This is a genomic window from Kitasatospora sp. NPDC032150, assembly GCF_055579945.1.
Genome location: NZ_JBVIMH010000005.1, coordinates 211,358 through 226,827, shown reverse-complemented (window position 1 = coordinate 226,827; position 15,470 = coordinate 211,358). Strand labels below are relative to the sequence as shown.

General features: G+C 70.5%; 12 protein-coding genes and 1 pseudogene. 9 read left to right on the top strand and 4 right to left on the bottom strand.

Annotation, left to right across the window (positions count from 1 at the left end; genetic code table 11):
* Nucleotides 1-51 precede the first annotated feature (51 nt).
* The 3 genes from ACZ5ON_RS09085 to ACZ5ON_RS09075 all read left to right on the top strand — a co-directional run bounded on the left by ACZ5ON_RS09085 (nucleotide 52) and on the right by ACZ5ON_RS09075 (nucleotide 3,274).
* Complete coding sequence (locus ACZ5ON_RS09085; protein WP_465587784.1) at nucleotides 52-798, top strand: FadR/GntR family transcriptional regulator; 747 nt, start codon at nucleotides 52-54, stop codon at nucleotides 796-798.
* 15 nt (nucleotides 799-813) lie between these two features.
* Nucleotides 814-1,866: a sugar ABC transporter substrate-binding protein gene (locus ACZ5ON_RS09080; protein WP_465587781.1), complete on the top strand. Its 1,053-nt coding sequence runs from the start codon at nucleotides 814-816 to the stop codon at nucleotides 1,864-1,866.
* A gap of 103 nt (nucleotides 1,867-1,969) precedes the next feature.
* Nucleotides 1,970-3,274, top strand: a complete 1,305-nt coding sequence (locus ACZ5ON_RS09075; protein ID WP_465587778.1) for an aminotransferase class I/II-fold pyridoxal phosphate-dependent enzyme — start codon at nucleotides 1,970-1,972, stop codon at nucleotides 3,272-3,274.
* 211 nt (nucleotides 3,275-3,485) lie between these two features.
* Here ACZ5ON_RS09075 and ACZ5ON_RS09070 read toward each other — a convergent pair whose 3' ends face one another.
* The 4 genes from ACZ5ON_RS09070 to ACZ5ON_RS09055 all read right to left on the bottom strand — a co-directional run bounded on the left by ACZ5ON_RS09070 (nucleotide 3,486) and on the right by ACZ5ON_RS09055 (nucleotide 9,089).
* Nucleotides 3,486-4,181, bottom strand: coding sequence for a maleylpyruvate isomerase family mycothiol-dependent enzyme (locus ACZ5ON_RS09070; RefSeq protein WP_465587775.1), 696 nt, complete (start codon nucleotides 4,179-4,181; stop codon nucleotides 3,486-3,488).
* A 169-nt stretch (nucleotides 4,182-4,350) separates the two neighbouring features.
* Entirely contained in the window at nucleotides 4,351-6,117 is a 1,767-nt protein-coding gene (locus ACZ5ON_RS09065) for a glycosyl hydrolase family 18 protein (protein WP_465587772.1), read from the bottom strand.
* A 344-nt stretch (nucleotides 6,118-6,461) separates the two neighbouring features.
* Nucleotides 6,462-7,358 (bottom strand): diacylglycerol kinase, encoded by an 897-nt coding sequence (locus ACZ5ON_RS09060; RefSeq protein WP_465587768.1) that lies wholly within the window; start codon nucleotides 7,356-7,358, stop codon nucleotides 6,462-6,464.
* 102 nt (nucleotides 7,359-7,460) lie between these two features.
* Entirely contained in the window at nucleotides 7,461-9,089 is a 1,629-nt protein-coding gene (locus ACZ5ON_RS09055; RefSeq protein WP_465587764.1) for an FAD-binding oxidoreductase, read from the bottom strand.
* Between the two features lie 20 nt (nucleotides 9,090-9,109).
* Here ACZ5ON_RS09055 and ACZ5ON_RS09050 point away from each other — a divergent pair, with 20 nt between their 5' ends.
* From ACZ5ON_RS09050 to ACZ5ON_RS09025, 6 genes and pseudogenes are all read left to right on the top strand, one after another.
* A complete protein-coding gene (locus ACZ5ON_RS09050) occupies nucleotides 9,110-9,688 on the top strand; it encodes a TetR/AcrR family transcriptional regulator (protein ID WP_465587761.1) in 579 nt (192 codons plus the stop codon).
* Nucleotides 9,685-11,223 (top strand): glycerol-3-phosphate dehydrogenase/oxidase, encoded by a 1,539-nt coding sequence (locus tag ACZ5ON_RS09045; RefSeq protein ID WP_465587758.1) that lies wholly within the window; start codon nucleotides 9,685-9,687, stop codon nucleotides 11,221-11,223. Before ACZ5ON_RS09050 ends, ACZ5ON_RS09045 begins: the two co-directional genes overlap by 4 nt.
* Nucleotides 11,224-11,334: 111 nt before the next feature.
* Nucleotides 11,335-11,547, top strand: a pseudogene (locus tag ACZ5ON_RS09040) (transposase); the annotation flags it as partial.
* Nucleotides 11,548-12,505: 958 nt separating this feature from the next.
* Nucleotides 12,506-13,297 (top strand): IPT/TIG domain-containing protein, encoded by a 792-nt coding sequence (locus tag ACZ5ON_RS09035; protein ID WP_465587755.1) that lies wholly within the window; start codon nucleotides 12,506-12,508, stop codon nucleotides 13,295-13,297.
* Between the two features lie 138 nt (nucleotides 13,298-13,435).
* Nucleotides 13,436-14,434 carry an IPT/TIG domain-containing protein gene (locus ACZ5ON_RS09030; RefSeq protein ID WP_465587752.1) on the top strand — a complete coding sequence of 333 codons (999 nt, stop codon included), beginning with the start codon at nucleotides 13,436-13,438 and terminating at the stop codon, nucleotides 14,432-14,434.
* Between the two features lie 710 nt (nucleotides 14,435-15,144).
* A partial coding sequence (locus ACZ5ON_RS09025) for a beta-propeller fold lactonase family protein (protein WP_465587749.1) occupies nucleotides 15,145-15,470 on the top strand: 326 nt, incomplete at its 3' end.

Sequence of the window (15,470 nt, the reverse complement as noted above, 5' to 3'; positions counted from 1 at the left end):
GCTGTCCGTGCCCGTACGTCGTCCGACCCCCGCCGACCAGGAGTTCCAGCCATGAGCGGATATCCAAGCCCCGGTGCCCGGAGAACGGTCCCGACCGCGGTGACCGATCTGGCGATCGAAAAGATCAAGAAGATGATCGTCTCCGGCACGCTCGCCCCCGGCTCCCGGCTGCCGAACGAGGCCGACTTCGCCGAGCAGCTGGGCCTGTCACGCAACTCCCTCCGCGAGGCGGTCCGAGCGCTGACCGCCATGCGCATCCTGGTCCCGAAGCAGGGTGCCGGCACCTACGTCTCCAGTCTGGAGCCACATCTGCTGATGGAAGCGATGGCCTTCGCCGCCGACGTCTCGAACGGCGACAGTGCCCGGCAACTCCTCCAGGTGAGACGGCTGTTGGAACCACAGGCGGTGGCCCGGGCGGCAGGCTGCCTGACGCCGGAGCAACTGGCCTGCCTCGAGGGGATCCTCGAACGCTCGGCGGGGGAGATCAGTGTCGAGCGGTTCGTCGAGCTGGACATCGAGTTCCACCGCATCATCGTGGACTCCGTCGGCAACCCGGTGCTGTCCACGCTGCTGGGGATCCTGTCCACCCACACCCAGCGGTTGCGCATCGCGCGGGGAACCCACGACGCCCCCGCCCGCGCCCGGGCGCACCGGGAGCACCAGGCCATCCTGGGTGCGCTCGCCGCCCGCGACGCCCAACTGGCCGCCTGCGTGGCGGCCGTGCACGTCGCAGCTGTGGAGGAGTGGCTGGACCGCAGCACTGCCACCGCTCCTCCCACGACACCACCTCATTCGTAACGAAGGGTCAGAACAATGCACTACCGCAAGCCCCGGGCCACGGTCGCAGGTGCGGCAGCCGGAGCTGTCCTGGTCGCCGGGACGCTGACCGGCTGCTCGGACGACTCCTCCCACGCCGGAGCCCGGGACACGGGAGCGGCCATCGGTATCGACCTCCCCCGGGACGACTCCGACTTCTGGAAGTCGTACGCCCAGTACCTGAAGGCGGGTATCGCCGAACAGGGGATGAACAGCGTCCAGATCGCCGAGTCCCACAACGACGACGAACAACTGAGGTCCAACCTCAAGAAGTTCGAGAAGGACCAGGTGAAGTCCGTGGTGATCGCGCCGCAGTCGACGCAGAACACCGAGGCGATCTTCTTCGACCTGTTCTCCCACCGGATCAACGCGGTCAGCGTCGACACCGAACCCGAGCACGGCGAGGTGTACATGGTGGTCCGGGCGGACAACGTCGCGTACGGCACCAAGGCCTGTGAGTTCCTGGGCAAGCAGCTCGGCGGCAAGGGGAAGGTCGCCGAACTCCAGGGGGCGCTCAGTTCGATCAACGGGTATGAACGGAGCCGAGGCTTCGCCACCTGCATGAAGAAGCAGTTCCCCGGCATACAGGTGATCGAGCTCGCCACCGACTGGAAGGGCGACGTGGCCTCGGCCAAGCTGCAGAGCACGCTCGCCGCCAACCCGGACCTGAAGGGCATCTACATGCAGGCCGGCGGCGTCTTCCTGCAGCCGACCCTCGCCCTCCTCCAGCAGAAGGGCCTGCTCAAGCCGGCCGGGCAGAGCGGCCACATCGCCATCGTCTCCAACGACGGCATCTCGCAGGAGCTCGACGCGATCCGCAAGGGCGACATCGACGCCACCGTCTCCCAGCCCGCCGACCTGTACGCCAAGTACGCCCTGTACTACGCGCAGGCGGCCGCCGAGAACAAGCCCTTCCACACCGGGCCCACCGACCACGACTCCACCATCATCTCCCTGCCCAACGGCATGGAGGACCGCCTTCCGGCACCCCTGGTCACCAAGGACAACGTCGACGACAAGACGCTGTGGGGCAACCACATCGTCAAGTGATCCGGCAGGTGCGAGGCCGGCTCCGGCGATGACGCGTAACCTCTGCGGAGGTGCGGCGGTTGTCCCATAGTCCGACCGACTTATGGTCTGAGGGGAAGCCGTCATGGCCCGTGTGCCGTACCAGAGTTCCGCCGACACCACGGAGAAGCTGATCGCCGAGGCGATGCGCCAGGGCACCAGCCATCTGACGACCGGGCTCGACGCGCCACCGGGCAGGTACCTGCGGATCGGGGGCAGGGATCTGGTCAACTTCGGTACCTGCGGCTACCTCTCCCTGGAGCAGGACGAGCGGATCCGGCGCGGCGCCGTCGAGGCGGTCGAGCGCTTCGGTGTTCAGTTCTCGATCTCCCGGTCGTACGTTGCCTCCGGGCTGAACCTCGAACTCGAGGCGCTGCTCCGGGAGATCTACGCGGATCACCCCGTGCTGGTGTACTCCTCGACGTCGCTGTGCCACATCTCCGTGCTGCCTGCGCTGCTCGAGGCCGGCGACCGCGCCGTGCTGGACCAGCAGGTCCACTTCAGTGTCCAGACGGCCGCCCAACTCGTCCGGCAGCAGGGGGTCGGGCTCGCGATGGTGCGGCACGGCGACCTGGACGCGCTCGAGCGGCGACTGCGGCGGGAGCAGGCCGCCGGTGAGCGGGTCTGGTACCTGATCGACGGCGTGTACTCGATGTTCGGCGACGTCGCACCGATCGAGGACCTCGCCCGGCTGATGGAGGTGTACCCCTCGCTCCACCTCTACATCGACGATGCGCACGGCATGAGCTGGTACGGTCGGCACGGTGCGGGCTACGTCTTCGAGAAGCTCGGCCGGCGGCTGAGCGAGCGCGTGGTGCTGATCACGACGCTCGCCAAGGGGTTCGGGACGATCGGCGGCGTTGCGGTGTTCCCCACCGAGCAACTGTCCGGCAGGATCCGGATCAACGGGGGACCGCTGATGTACTCGCACCCGCTGCCGCCCCCGATGCTGGGCGCGGCGATCGCCTCGGCGCGGATCCATCTCTCCGATCGCATCGAGGACTTGCAGGCGGAACTGGCTGAGCGCCGGGACTACTGCAACGAACTCCTCGCCGCCGCCGGCCTGCCCGTCGTCTCCGACCCCCGGACCCCGGTCTACTTCATCGGACTCGGTGAGCCCGAGGTGAGTTACGGCATGGTGCGGCGCATGCTCGACGCGGGTTTCTACGTGAACCAGTCGTCCTTCCCCGTCGTTCCCCTCAAGAAGTCGGGCCTGCGCTTCACCCTCACCCGGCATGTCGACCGTGATCACATCCGGGGACTGGTCGAGGCCGTGGCAGACCACTTCCCGCAGGCACTCCGGGAGGCCGGCCGCACGATGACCGACGTCCGGGCCGCCTTCGGGTGCATGTTGCCGGAGGCCGGTGCGGCACCGGCCCGGACGGGTTGACCTGCGGTCAGGGAACCGGGACCGGTCGAGCCCGCCTTCGTACCGGACCGCAGGTACCCGCGCAGGCGCCACGGCCTGCGCGGGTGGGGGCACGCGGCAGGACCTCGGACTACCCGGCGGCAGCAGGATCACCGGTGGGGTGAGCGTCTGCTCAACTCGCCGTCCTGGCAACGGACCGCCGAGGGCGTCGTCGGAACTCCGTTCGCGGGGGTCAGGGGGTCAGCGTCTGCTCCAGGATCCGCCGCCCGGCTTGCTGGTCTCCTTCCCAGACGAAGGTCTCGCCGTCGACCGGCATCCGGTTCCACAGCAGGAGCAGGAGGTGTTCCGCCGGCGCGGCGAGCGTGGCCACCGGCGCTCCGGGCCCGTAGGTCCACGAGGCACCGCTGTCCGTAGCCTCGAGCCGCAGGGCACTCTCGGGTGCGAGCGCACGGCCCCGGGACACCAGCAGGGGCGCCATCGTGTCGAAGACCTCGGCGACACCGTCGCCCGCCAGCTCGACGTCCATCGGCCGCGGAGTGCCCACCGCGTGCTCGGCGTCCCAGCGGTGGACGAGCGTCTCCTGGCAGCGGCGCCGCTGCCAGAAACCGACCGTGTGCGGCGGATAGAACGTCCAGGCGGCGGTGTCGGGGTCGGTGTCCAGCGCCTTCAGCAAGGTCGCGGACGAGGCCTCGAACCATTCCACCAGCGCGGACCGCTCCCGCGGCGCCGCCGGCGGCTTGAAGTCCCCGCGCCCCTCGGTGGCAGCGGTGGCCGCCCACAGGTTCGACCCGCCCATGTGCTCGGCCAGGTCGTGCAACGTCCAGTCGCCGCAGTGCTCGACCGGCGCCGACAGCTCGCCGTCGACGAGGGTGTTCTGAAAGTCAGTCAGTTCCCGACGCAGGTGCAGAAGAAGAGATTTGGGTTCCATGCCACGAATCTACTCGGGGCCACTGACAGCCGGGAGGGTGCGGTGCCCGGGGCGGCCACGCGCACGGACCGGGCCGCCGGAACGACCAAGCGCCCTGCGCCCGGTGGTGCGAGCCGGGCCCGGGGCGCTCCGCTCCCAGGTACGGGAACCGGTGTGTGGTGAACGCCCGTCAGTCATCCGCCGTCACGTACTTGCCGTGCGGTTGCCAGGTGTTGACGTCCGTGCCCGGCGTGATGGCCTGGTCGGGCCTGATGTTGAAGGCCGCCGTGTAGAGCTCGCCCTGGTGGGTGACCATGGTGCCGGTCTCGTACGCGAGGCCCTCCTGCCAGGGCTGCGCGCCGTTGGTGTGGAGCCCGACCGGCAGGTTGCAGGAGTGGAGTTCGCGCCACGGGGATCCGCCACCGCCGTCCTCGCTGCCCGGCGGGGTTCCCTTGGTCCAGTACCGCCCCTGCCACATCCTGCCGGCGTAGCTGACCACGCTGGGCTTGCCGTAGACGTAGTCGGCTCTCCACTCGGGAACGGAGCAGGTGTCCTTCAGCGGCGGCGGGGTCGGCGGCTGCAGTCCGTCGAGCGCGGCGCGGATGTGCTCGGAGAGGATGCCGGTGCTCCTGTCGTCCCCGTCCAGCGAGTAGGACGTCGCGCCGGCGAGACCCAGCTCCTTGGCGAACTCGGCCTTCCGGTAGACGGCCATCGGGTCGTCGAAGGTCCAGAGGATCCTCTTGTCCGCGTTGAACAGCCACGCCACGCCGTTGGCGTCGTCCCGGTGGACCTGGTACCCCTGCTGCGCCAGCGGGGCGAGGGCGCGGTAGTCGTTGACGCCCGCCTCGTACTCCGCCCCGTGGGCCTTGGACACCGCTCCGCTCGCCTGCTGGAACAGGCCGTTCTTCGCGGTGCTCCGCACGCCCTCCCAGCCGCGGCCGTAGAACGGCACGCCCACGAGGAGCTTCTTCTTCGGCGCGCCCGCGTCGGTCCAGGCCCTGACGGCCGCCTCCACGGAGAGCCTCCGCGGGCTCGGGTCCTCGGGGATGGTGTGCAGGGCCGACTGGTGGTTGGTCACGCAGACGCCGGGGCAGTCGAAGGGGCCGTGCAGGTCGTATCCCTGCAGGTTGCCGTGGTCGAGGTGCTTCATGATCTCCGGCACGTCCCAGCCGGCCTTGAGGATCTCCGGATCGGCCGGGAGGAACGCGGTCAGCAGGTACCTGCCCCCGCGCGGCTTGTCCGGCAGGTCGAGCCGGTCGAGCTGGTCGCGGAACTCCTTGAGGAGCAGCGGCAGGTTCTTCCGGTCCTCCGGGCTGTGGATGTTGCCCTGCAGGCCGGCGGCACTGCCCGGCCACTCCCAGTCGATGTCGAAGCCGTCGAAGATTCCCGCGGCCAGCCCGTCGCCGCCGTGGACGTCGCGCCACTGCTCGGGGAAGTCCGCGGTGTCGTTCCAGACCCTCTTCGGCAGGTTGCCCCGGATGTAGAAGTCGATGAAGGACTTCACGAAGTCCCTGCGCAGCTCGGGGCTGCCGGCGGCCCGGGAGAAGTTCCTGGAGTACGTCCAGCCGCCGATGGAGACCAGGACCTTCAGGTCCGGGTACTTCGCCCTGAGCTTCCTCAGCTGGTTGAAGTTGCCCTTGAGGTGCTTCTCGTCGTTCCACCCGGGATCGGCCACCCCGTCCACGGACTCGGCGGCGCTGAACGGCCTGATCCAGTCGGCGTCGGCGTCCCCGACGTCGATGGCGCCGTCGGCGTGGCCGGGGTCGGTGTTCGGCACGGCCGCCGCGAAGCATCGGTAGCCGGGATACCGTTCGGTGTCCGACGAGATGTTCGCGAAGGCGTAGTTGAGGATCGTCAACTTCTTCGCCGTGCCGTTGACGTCCAGGTCCTTGAGGAAGAACCTCCGGTCGTGGATCGACCACTGCGGGAAGTAACCGACGTATTCGAGTCCGGCCAACGTGCAACCTCCAGCTTCCGGGCGCCCCGCACTCGGACGGGCACGTAGGAAGTCGAGCACGGAGGGTGCGGGGATCGCAACTTGTCATCACTGTGCGTGACGTGAGAGCCGGTCTGTGGCGCTGCGTGAGCCGCTTCGGGCTTCCGTCGGGGACGAATGACGATCGGCAGGTGGGCCGCAGTGCGCCGCGATCGGGTCCCGGGAGCACCGGCAGGTGTCAGACGGTCGCGGCAGTCGTCAGGGCCGCGCGAGCGGTACGTGTGCCGGCACGGTCCGCCGAGCGAAGGGGCGGCGGAGCTGCGTCCGGGCCTCGACGGCCGTCGGCCGGTGGAGCGTGGTCGGGATCAGGCGGGGACGATGACCCGGAGTGTGCGCGGGGCGATGCTCACCTCGACGGGCAGGCGGGCGATGAACTCCCCGTCGGCGTACGCACTGATCCCGGGGCACTCGATCCGCAGCGTGGCACTCCGCGCGGTGTGCACCTCCCCGTGCTCGACGTGGGTGCCCTTGAACACGGTCGGGAAGAACCGCACCAGTTTCAGCCGCGGCATCGCGCCCACCATGGTGACGTCGAACAGGCCGTCGGTGTGGTCCGCGCCCGGGCAGATCAGCATGCCGCCGCCGTAGCTGCGGGTGTTGCCGACGGCGGCGAGGGTGAGCGGGCGCTCGATCACCGTGCCGTCGTCCAGGGTGATCCGGAACGGCAGTGGCCGCAGGTTCGCCAACTCGGCCGCCATGGCCAGGTTGTAGCGGCTCCGGCCACGCGGCCACGCCATCCGGTTGGCCCGGTCGGTGACCAGCGAGTCGAAGCCGGCGGCGAGCACCGAGCCGAAGTAGCGGCTGGTGCCGTCCTCGGCGTCGATCCGGCCGAGGTCGACGGTGGCGACGCGCCCGGCGGCTATCACGTCGGCCGCCGACTCCGGGTCGCCGATCGGCACGCCGTACTCGCGGGCCTGGTCGTTGCCCGTGCCGGCCGGGAGCATGCCGAGCGGTACGCCACTGCCGGCCAGCGCCTGCAGCGCCAGGTGGATCATGCCGTCGCCACCGACCGCCACCAGCGCGTCCACGCCACGGGCGACCGTCTCGCGGGCGAGGCGGAGCGCGTCCGCCGGGTCGGCACCGGTGATGTTCAGCACCTCGATGCCGTGGTCCCGGAGCCGGGCGGCGGCCCGTGCCGCCGCCCGCTCGGCATGGCCGCCGCCGGCGGCCGGGTTGGACAGCAGTACCACCTGGCGGCTCATGCCCCCGCCTCTCGCTTCGCTCGGCGGGGGTTTCGCCGTGTGCCCCCGTTTCCGCTTCGCTCGCTCATGTGCACCCCCAAGTCGCGGGCCGACAGCCCGGGTTCAAGGAATCAGCTTGCCGGGGTTGAGGATCCCGGCCGGGTCGACGGCGTCCTTGACGGCCCGCAGGATGCGCACGCCCACCTCGCCGATCTCCTGGTCCAGCCACGGGCGGTGATCGGCGCCGACCGCGTGGTGGTGGGTGATGGTGCCGCCGTTCGCGATGATCGCGTCGCAGGCGGCCCGCTTGACACCGGTCCACTGGTCGATCGCGTCGCCCCGCTGGGCGGCGACGACGGTGAAGTACAGCGAGGCGCCGGTCGGGTAGACGTGCGAGATGTGGCACATCACCATCGACTCGGTGCCGCTCGCCCGCAGCGCGCTCTGCAGGGACTCGGTCACCGCGGACTTGAGCCGGCCGAGGTCGGCCCAGCTGGTCGCCGTCTCCAGCGTCTCGCACAGCGCACCGGCGGCGAGCAGCGAGTCGCGCAGGTACGGTGCGTCGAACCGGCCGTGCTCCCATGCCTCGGCGGGCTCGGCGCCGAGCGAGGTGCCGCCGGCGGCGAGCAGCGCGGTACGGGTCGCCTCGTGCCGGGCGGCGACCTGCTCGGCGGTGCCCTCGAAGACAGTGACGGCCAGGCAGCCGCCGGTTACCTGGTTGCCGCCGATCTTGTCCGTCATGGCCAGGTTGACGAAGGTCTCGGACTCGTCGGAGAGTCGGATCACGGTCGGTCCGGTGCCCTGCTGCTCGACGGCGCGCAGCGCGGCCGCGCCGGTGGCGAAGTCCGGGAAGCTCCATGCTTCGTGGGCCTTGGCGGTGGGCAGCGGGTGGACCCGCAGACGGACGGCGGTGATCACGCCGAAGGCGCCCTCGGAGCCGAGGAACAGCTCGCGCAGGTCCGGCCCGGCCGCGGACGCGGGCGCGCGGCCGAGGTCCACGGTGCCGGCCGGGGTGACCGCGCGCAGGCCGCTGACCATCTCGTCGAACCGACCGTAGCCGGCGGAGTCCTGGCCGGAGGAGCGGGTGGCGGCGAAGCCTCCGATGGTCGCGTAGCGGAAGCTCTGCGGGTAGTGGCCGAGCTCGAAGCCGCGGGCGGCGAGCAGCTCCTCGGCCTGCGGGCCGGTCAGGCCGGCGCCGAGCACGGCCTCGCCGGAGACCTCGTCCAGCTCGTGCAGCCGGTCGAAGCGGCGCAGGTCGAGCGAGATCACGGCGGTGAAGCCGCCGCGCTCCGGGTCGACGCCGCCGACCACGCTGGTGCCGCCGCCGAACGGGACGACCGCGATCCGGCGCTCGGTGCACAGCGCCAGGACGGCTGCGATCTCCTCCTCGCTGCCGGGCAGGACCACGGCGTCCGGCGCGTCCTGCGGCTCACGGCTCTTGCGGCGCAGCAGGTCCAGGGTGGACTTGCCGCCGGAGCGCGGCAGCCGGTCGGCATCCGCCGTGCTCAGCCACGACTCCCCGACGATCGCGGCCAGTTCCCTCTGGTCGTCCTCAGTCAACTCCGATGGCCGGAGCACAGTCTGATCCAGCGTCAGCTCGGCGGTGCGCTCGGCGGAGACGCCGAGCGCGGCGGCCAACAGCCCCTTGATGTCGTCCGGCAGCGGCTTGGCGCGGGCCGGGTCACCCCAGGCATCCCACTTCATCGGGGGGAGCGGCAGGGCCGCGGGATTCGGCTGCGTTTCAGGTGCCATGCGTTACAGTATTACGTATAATGTCAAGTCGTAACGATGAGCCCCGCAGCACCGACGACGCGATCCTGGACGCCGCCGCCGACCTGATCGTCCAACTCGGCGTCCAGCGCGCCCAGCTCGCCGAGATCGCCCGCCGCGCCGGAGTCAGCCGTCCCACCGTGTACCGGCGCTGGGCCGACGTGCGCGCGGTGATCGGTGCACTGCTGACCCGCGAGATCGCCGCCACCTACCGCCAGGTCGTGCCCGCCGGGGACGACCGGGAGTCCTTCGTGGCCGGGGTGGTCGAGGTCGCCGTCCGGCTGCGCGACCACCCGGTGCTCGGCGCGCTGCTGCACTCCGACTCGGACACGCTGTTCGAGTACGTCTTCGACCGCCTCGGCACCAGCCAGTACCGGCTGCTCGACGCCCTGTGCACCGGGATCGAGGCCGGCCAGCGGCACGGCTCGATCCGGGCCGGCGAGCCGACCGAGCTGGCCGCGATGGTGCTGCTCATCGCCCAGTCCACCGTCCAGTCCCACCGCATGGTCGCCCAGCTGCTCCCCGAGCACGCCTGGCGCCGTGAACTGGCCACCGCCCTGAACGGATACCTCGTGCCTTGACCACACCCAGCACCATCCTCGACCCGCGGCGCCGTGCCGCGGACCTGGCCGCGCTCGCCGACGGCGCCCACGTCGACGTACTCGTCATCGGCGGCGGCGTCACCGGCGCGGGCGTCGCGCTCGACGCCGCCTCCCGGGGCCTGAAGACCGTCCTGGTCGAGGCACACGACCTCGCCTTCGGCACCAGCCGCTGGAGCTCCAAGCTGGTGCACGGCGGCCTGCGCTACCTGGCCTCCGGCCGGGTCGGGGTGGCCCGGGAGAGTGCCGTCGAGCGCGGCATCCTGATGACCCGGACGGCACCCCACCTGATCCGGGCGCTGCCCCAACTGGTGCCGCTGCTGCCCTCGGTGAGCCGGGCCCAGGCCGCACTGGTGCACGTCGGGTTCCTGGCCGGCGACGCGCTGCGCCTCAGCGCCGGCACGCCCTCCCGGCTGCTGCCGCGGGTGCGCCGGATCGGCGCGGCCGAGACCGCCCGGCTGGTGCCATCGGTCCGCACCGAGGGCCTCGGCGGCGCGCTGGTCGCACACGACGGACAGCTGATCGACGACGCCCGCCTGGTGCTCGCCATCGCCCGTACCGCCGCCCAGTACGGCGCCCGGGTGCTCACCCGGGTACGCGCCGAGGACGTCACCGGGACGTCGGCCCGGCTCACCGAGACGCTCGGCGGCGAGTCCTTCACCGTCTCCGCCCGCGCGGTGGTCAACGCCACCGGCGTCTGGGCCGGCGAGGTGGACTCCTCGATCCGGCTGCGGCCCAGCCGCGGCACCCACCTGGTCTTCGACGCCGCGGCGTTCGGCCACCCGACCGCCGCGCTGACCGTCCCGGTGCCCGGCTCCACCAGCCGGTTCGTCTTCGCGCTGCCGCAGCAGCTGGGCCGGGTGGTGCTCGGACTGACCGACGAGGACGCGCCCGGCCCGATCCCGGACGAGCCCCGCCCGACCGAGGACGAGATCGACTTCCTGCTGCGGACCGTCAACGCGGCCCTGGACGCCGAGCTGACCCGGGCCGACGTCCGCGGCGCCTTCGCCGGGCTGCGACCGCTGATCGACACCGGTGGCGGCAACACCGCCGACATCTCCCGCCGGCACGCCGTCCTGGAGGCGCCGTCCGGGGTGATCACCGTCGTCGGCGGCAAGCTCACCACCTATCGGCGGATGGCCCAGGACACCATGGACAAGGCGGTGCGCGTCCGCGGCCTGGTCGCCGGTCCGTGCCGCACCGACCGGCTGCCGCTGGTCGGTGCCCCCGCGCACCGGGAGAGCCAGTCGACCACCGGTCTGCCCGCCTCCCTGGTGGCCCGGCACGGTGGCGCGGCCCGGGTCGTCGTCGACTCCGCGAGCGTCGACCGCCCGATGGAGCCGATCGCCGAGGGCATCGACGTCACCCGCGCGGAGATCGAGTACGCCATCACCCACGAGGGAGCGCTCGACCTGGCGGACGTCCTCGACCGCCGCACCCGCATCGGCCTCGTCCCGGCGGACGCGGGCCGCGCACGTGAGGCCGTCGAGGAGATCCTCATGGCGCACGAGCTCTGAGCGGGGTGTTCGACAGGGGACCCCCCAACTGTCCGGCTTTGATTGATGCGGCACGGACTCGGTTCCGTGATCTCGTAGCGATCGGGTCCGTGTCCGCGGTATTGAGCAACCGTGACGGAACGACGCCGGTACCCCTCGGACCTGAAGGACGATCAGTGGCAGCTCATCGAGCCGATGCTGCAGCGATGGCGGGCAGCCAGCCCCGAGGGCCGGGGGCCGATCACCGAACTGCGTGAGGTGGTCAACGCGATCCTGTACGTCGCGCGAACCGGGACCGCCTGGCGCTATCTGCCGCACGACTTCCCACCCCACACCACGGTCTACTCGGCGGACCTATGCGGTCACGGCACTATTCCATATAGGACGTGCACGGTGCGCCCCGGCAGCTGAGAGCGAAACGGGCAACCTGGTGCCAGGCGCGAGGAATGGTCGCAGCTTCCCGCTTTTGCAGTGACTCCGACTGCCGCGAAGCGTTGTTAGTATCATAAACCGGCATTGCTCGGAGCGGGGTCCAGTGCGGCTGTTTGCGCAGGTGAATGACATTGAAGGGGTGGGCGGAAACTCCGAGCGCTCCGCCGAATGAATGAATCGGTTTGCCGTTCCCTTGTGGCGCGGCCGCTCGAATGGGTTACTGATTGTGCAGGAACCGATTGAGTGTGTTGGCCTTTGCGGTCGAGAGCTGTCGGCGGTTTCCACCCGCTGCTGATCTTCAGTTATGGACCAGCTGTCAGGTGTGATCTGGTGAACAGTTGACGTCCATCGGGTGAGGAATTCTTCGATGGCTTCGCGGCGGCTGTATTCATCACCTGCACGTCGACGTTCACGCCGCCACACCGGCTTGGGGCGAGCCGGCGAGGCTGTTGGACGTCACGGACTGCGGTCACCGAATCGGACCGGACGTCATCCGGGTCGTGTGCACCCGTAGCTGCTGGACCTTCAAGTCGATGGCGCAAGAGGCTCTTCCCTTTCCCATCCCGCGGGCAGGTTTTCGGTCCCGCACGACCCGCGTGCCCTGCACCTACCCGAGACACACGCCACTCGGGCGGTGTGGTGCACGATCCGCAACGGCCCCACCCTGACGCGCAGAAACCTCGCTCGTTCTCGCCGCAGCCGGACGCTCATCGCCTCCGCCTGTCCGGAGGCAGCCCGAGCGGCGACCAGAGCGTGGTGCCACACTGCGCCGCCCCGGACAGGCTGTGCCGTCTCCTCCTCAACCTCCAGGCCCCGTCAACCCACGCGTTCTCCGGGCACATACCCGGACATCAGTGAAAGGCGACACGTCATGGCGAGCATCACCTCGTTCACCACCGGCAACCCCGGCTCGGCCGGGCAGACCCTGACGATCAACGGCAGCGGCCTGTCGAGCGCCAGCAAGGTGAACTTCGGGAACAAGTCGGTCACCGCGACCGTCGTCTCCAGCAGCCAGATCACCTGCCTCATCCCGTCGCTGTGCGCCGGGCAGTACAACGTCAACGTGACGGTCGGCACGGCGACCACCAACTCCCTGCCCTTCTTCTACGCCGCCAGCCCGGCCGTCGCGTTGGTGAACCCGGACACCGGACCGGCCGCCCCCGGCGCCATCACCCTCAACGGCAGCGGCTTCCTCAACGCCACCGCCGTCACCTTCGGCACCATCGGCACGGGCACCGCCCTGACCGTCGTCAACGACACCCAGATCACCATCACCCCTCCCGCGCACGGCACCTTCACGGGCAGCCTGGACACCGTCGACGTCACCGTCACCGGCCCCGGCGGCACCAGCGCCGTGACCGTCAACGACCAGTTCACCTACTACGCCGCCCCCACCGTCACCGGCATCAGCCCTGTCACCGGGCCGGCCGGCACCAGCGTCACCGTCACGGGCACCAACCTCGCCAGCGTCAGCGACGTGACCTTCACCCTGACCACCGGAGGCACCCCGGTCTCGGCCAGCAGCATCACCCCCGTCAGCGACACCCAGGTGCTCGCCGTCGTCCCCTCCGGCCTGACCGCGGGTCTGACCTACGACACCCAGGCCGTGACGCCCGGCGGCACCAGCGCGACCAGCGCGGCCGACGTGTTCACCGCTGCCTGACCCTCCACCACCCGGGGGCTGCGTACCGGCTCTTCATCGGTACGCAGCCCCCGAGTACGCACGGACCGCACTGTGTCCTGGCGCCGCGCAGCGCCAGGACACAGCACGCTCGCCCCGTCACGTGGAAAGGATCACGTCATGGCGCCGGTCATCACCAGCATCAGCCCCAACCAGGGCCCGGCCGCCGGGGGTACGGCCTGCACGCTCACCGGCATCGGCTTTACGGGCGCAACGTCGGTGAGGTTCGGAACCACGCCGGCTCAGTTCACCACGGTCAGCGACACCAAGATCAGCTGCACCGCCCCCGCGGGCTCGGGCCCGGTCGGCGCCACCGTCACCACGTCCGGTGGCACCAGCAACAGCGCCACCTACACCTATCTCCCAGCCCCCGCCATCAGCTCGATCACGTCGAGTCAGGGCCCCACCGCCGGCGGCAACACCGTCACCCTCACCGGCACCAACCTCTCCGGCGCCACCGCCGTGACGTTCGGCAGCCGCAACGCCACCATCACCGGCAACACCACCACTCAGATCACCGTCACGGCCCCCGCCGGGGCGGCCGCACCGGTCACCGTCTCGGTCACCACCTCCGGAGGCACCACCACCGGGCCGTCGTACTACTACATCCCCCTGCCGGCCGTCACCAGCGTCTACCCCACACTGGGCCCCACCGCCGGCGGCAACACCGTCACCCTCATCGGCACCAACCTCACCCTCACCAGCGCCGTGTCCTTCGGATCCGGCGCCGCCACCGGCATCACCGTCGTCTCCGACGGCCAGGTCACCGCCCAGGCCCCCGCAGGTTCCGCAACCGTCACCGTCACCGCCACCACCCCGGGCGGCACTAGCCTCCCCGGGGTCGGCAACCCCTTCTACACCTATGTGGCACCCCCGGTCATCACCACCCTCAGCCCCAACCAGGGACCGGCCGCAGGCGGGAACAGCGTCACGATCAACGGCAGCAACCTGACCTTCACCGACAGCGTCACCATCGGCGGAACCCCGGCCCTCTTCATCATCGTCTCCGACACCAGGATCGTGGCCACCGCCCCGGCAGGCGCCCTCGGCACCGCCACCGTCCTCGTCCACACCCCCGGCGGCACCAGCAACACCAGCAGCTACCAGTACACACCGTGACCTCGCACCGGCGCCGTCGGCCGCGATAGGGGACACAGCCGGGCACGCCCCACGCCCGGTCACCCCGCAGGCGCGGACGTAACCGGACGCGCCCGGCGGCCCTGATCCGAACAGGTCCCGCCCGAACCGCGCCTCCTGCACCGTGGAGGGCACGTGGTCCTGCTCGAGCGGCGCGGCTGGGCGCAGCGGCGGCCCGCGGGGCCCGGCATGTTTTCGAGGACGAAGCCGGGCAGTCGATGAGGCCGCCGCGTGCCAGGACCTGGGGCCGAGTGGGCTGCACGCCCGGTGGCGCGGGTACACGGCTGAGGGGCCCGCCGGGTCTCCTCCTGCAGGACCGCAGGGTCCGTTCGCCGGCCGCCAATTGCCTTGCGTGACTCGACGGTCTCGGCAAGTACTGGTGGCATCCGCCTTGCTGCCTATCGGTAGTGCGGCCCTCGGTACCGCGCGGCGCCATGTCTCCGCGCGAGCTGACCATCGATTTCAGGAGATGTGATGGCGCGTCATCTCGGCGTGTCCGTTGACGGGCCGGGTGCTCCTGGCATCAGGTGAAGTGATCACTCAATGGCCGGCGAGGTCGCCGTGGGCGAGTCCCGTTCTTTGGAACGTGATCAGCGTGACTGAACTGGCCTGACTTTGAGGAGGGTTTCATGCCAGGTGGGCGTATGTCGGTCCGAAGGTCGTGGGCGCGGTGGCGCCCAAGGAGAGTCCCCGTGGCCGGCGTGTGGTGGAGACAAACCCGGCTCCGGATGGCACTGGCAGTGTCCCTGGCCGTCCTGGGCGTGCCGTTTGCCACGGCGGGGCCCGCAGCCGCGGCGAGCGGAACGTTCGCCTACGTCACCAACGAGGCCTCGAACACCGTGTCGGTGATCAATGCGTCCACCAACACCGTCGCCGCCACCGTCCCCGTCGACAGCAACCCTGTTGGGGTGGCGGTCAGCCCGGACGGTACCCGTGTCTACGTCACCAATGACGGCTCGAACACGGTGTCGGTGATCGACACGTCCAGCAACACGGTCACCGCCACCGTCCCCGTCGG

What these genes read in the sequence shown, in the direction of transcription:
- ACZ5ON_RS09060 (WP_465587768.1), bottom strand. Translation starts at nt 7,358, where the DNA reads ATGAGCCGCCAGGTGGTACTGCTGTCCAACCCGGCCGCCGGCGGCGGC.
- ACZ5ON_RS09030 (WP_465587752.1), top strand. Translation starts at nt 13,436, where the DNA reads ATGGCGCCGGTCATCACCAGCATCAGCCCCAACCAGGGCCCGGCCGCC.
- ACZ5ON_RS09080 (WP_465587781.1), top strand. Translation starts at nt 814, where the DNA reads ATGCACTACCGCAAGCCCCGGGCCACGGTCGCAGGTGCGGCAGCCGGA.
- ACZ5ON_RS09085 (WP_465587784.1), top strand. Translation starts at nt 52, where the DNA reads ATGAGCGGATATCCAAGCCCCGGTGCCCGGAGAACGGTCCCGACCGCG.
- ACZ5ON_RS09035 (WP_465587755.1), top strand. Translation starts at nt 12,506, where the DNA reads ATGGCGAGCATCACCTCGTTCACCACCGGCAACCCCGGCTCGGCCGGG.
- ACZ5ON_RS09070 (WP_465587775.1), bottom strand. Translation starts at nt 4,181, where the DNA reads ATGGAACCCAAATCTCTTCTTCTGCACCTGCGTCGGGAACTGACTGAC.
- ACZ5ON_RS09075 (WP_465587778.1), top strand. Translation starts at nt 1,970, where the DNA reads ATGGCCCGTGTGCCGTACCAGAGTTCCGCCGACACCACGGAGAAGCTG.
- ACZ5ON_RS09050 (WP_465587761.1), top strand. Translation starts at nt 9,110, where the DNA reads ATGTCAAGTCGTAACGATGAGCCCCGCAGCACCGACGACGCGATCCTG.
- ACZ5ON_RS09055 (WP_465587764.1), bottom strand. Translation starts at nt 9,089, where the DNA reads ATGGCACCTGAAACGCAGCCGAATCCCGCGGCCCTGCCGCTCCCCCCG.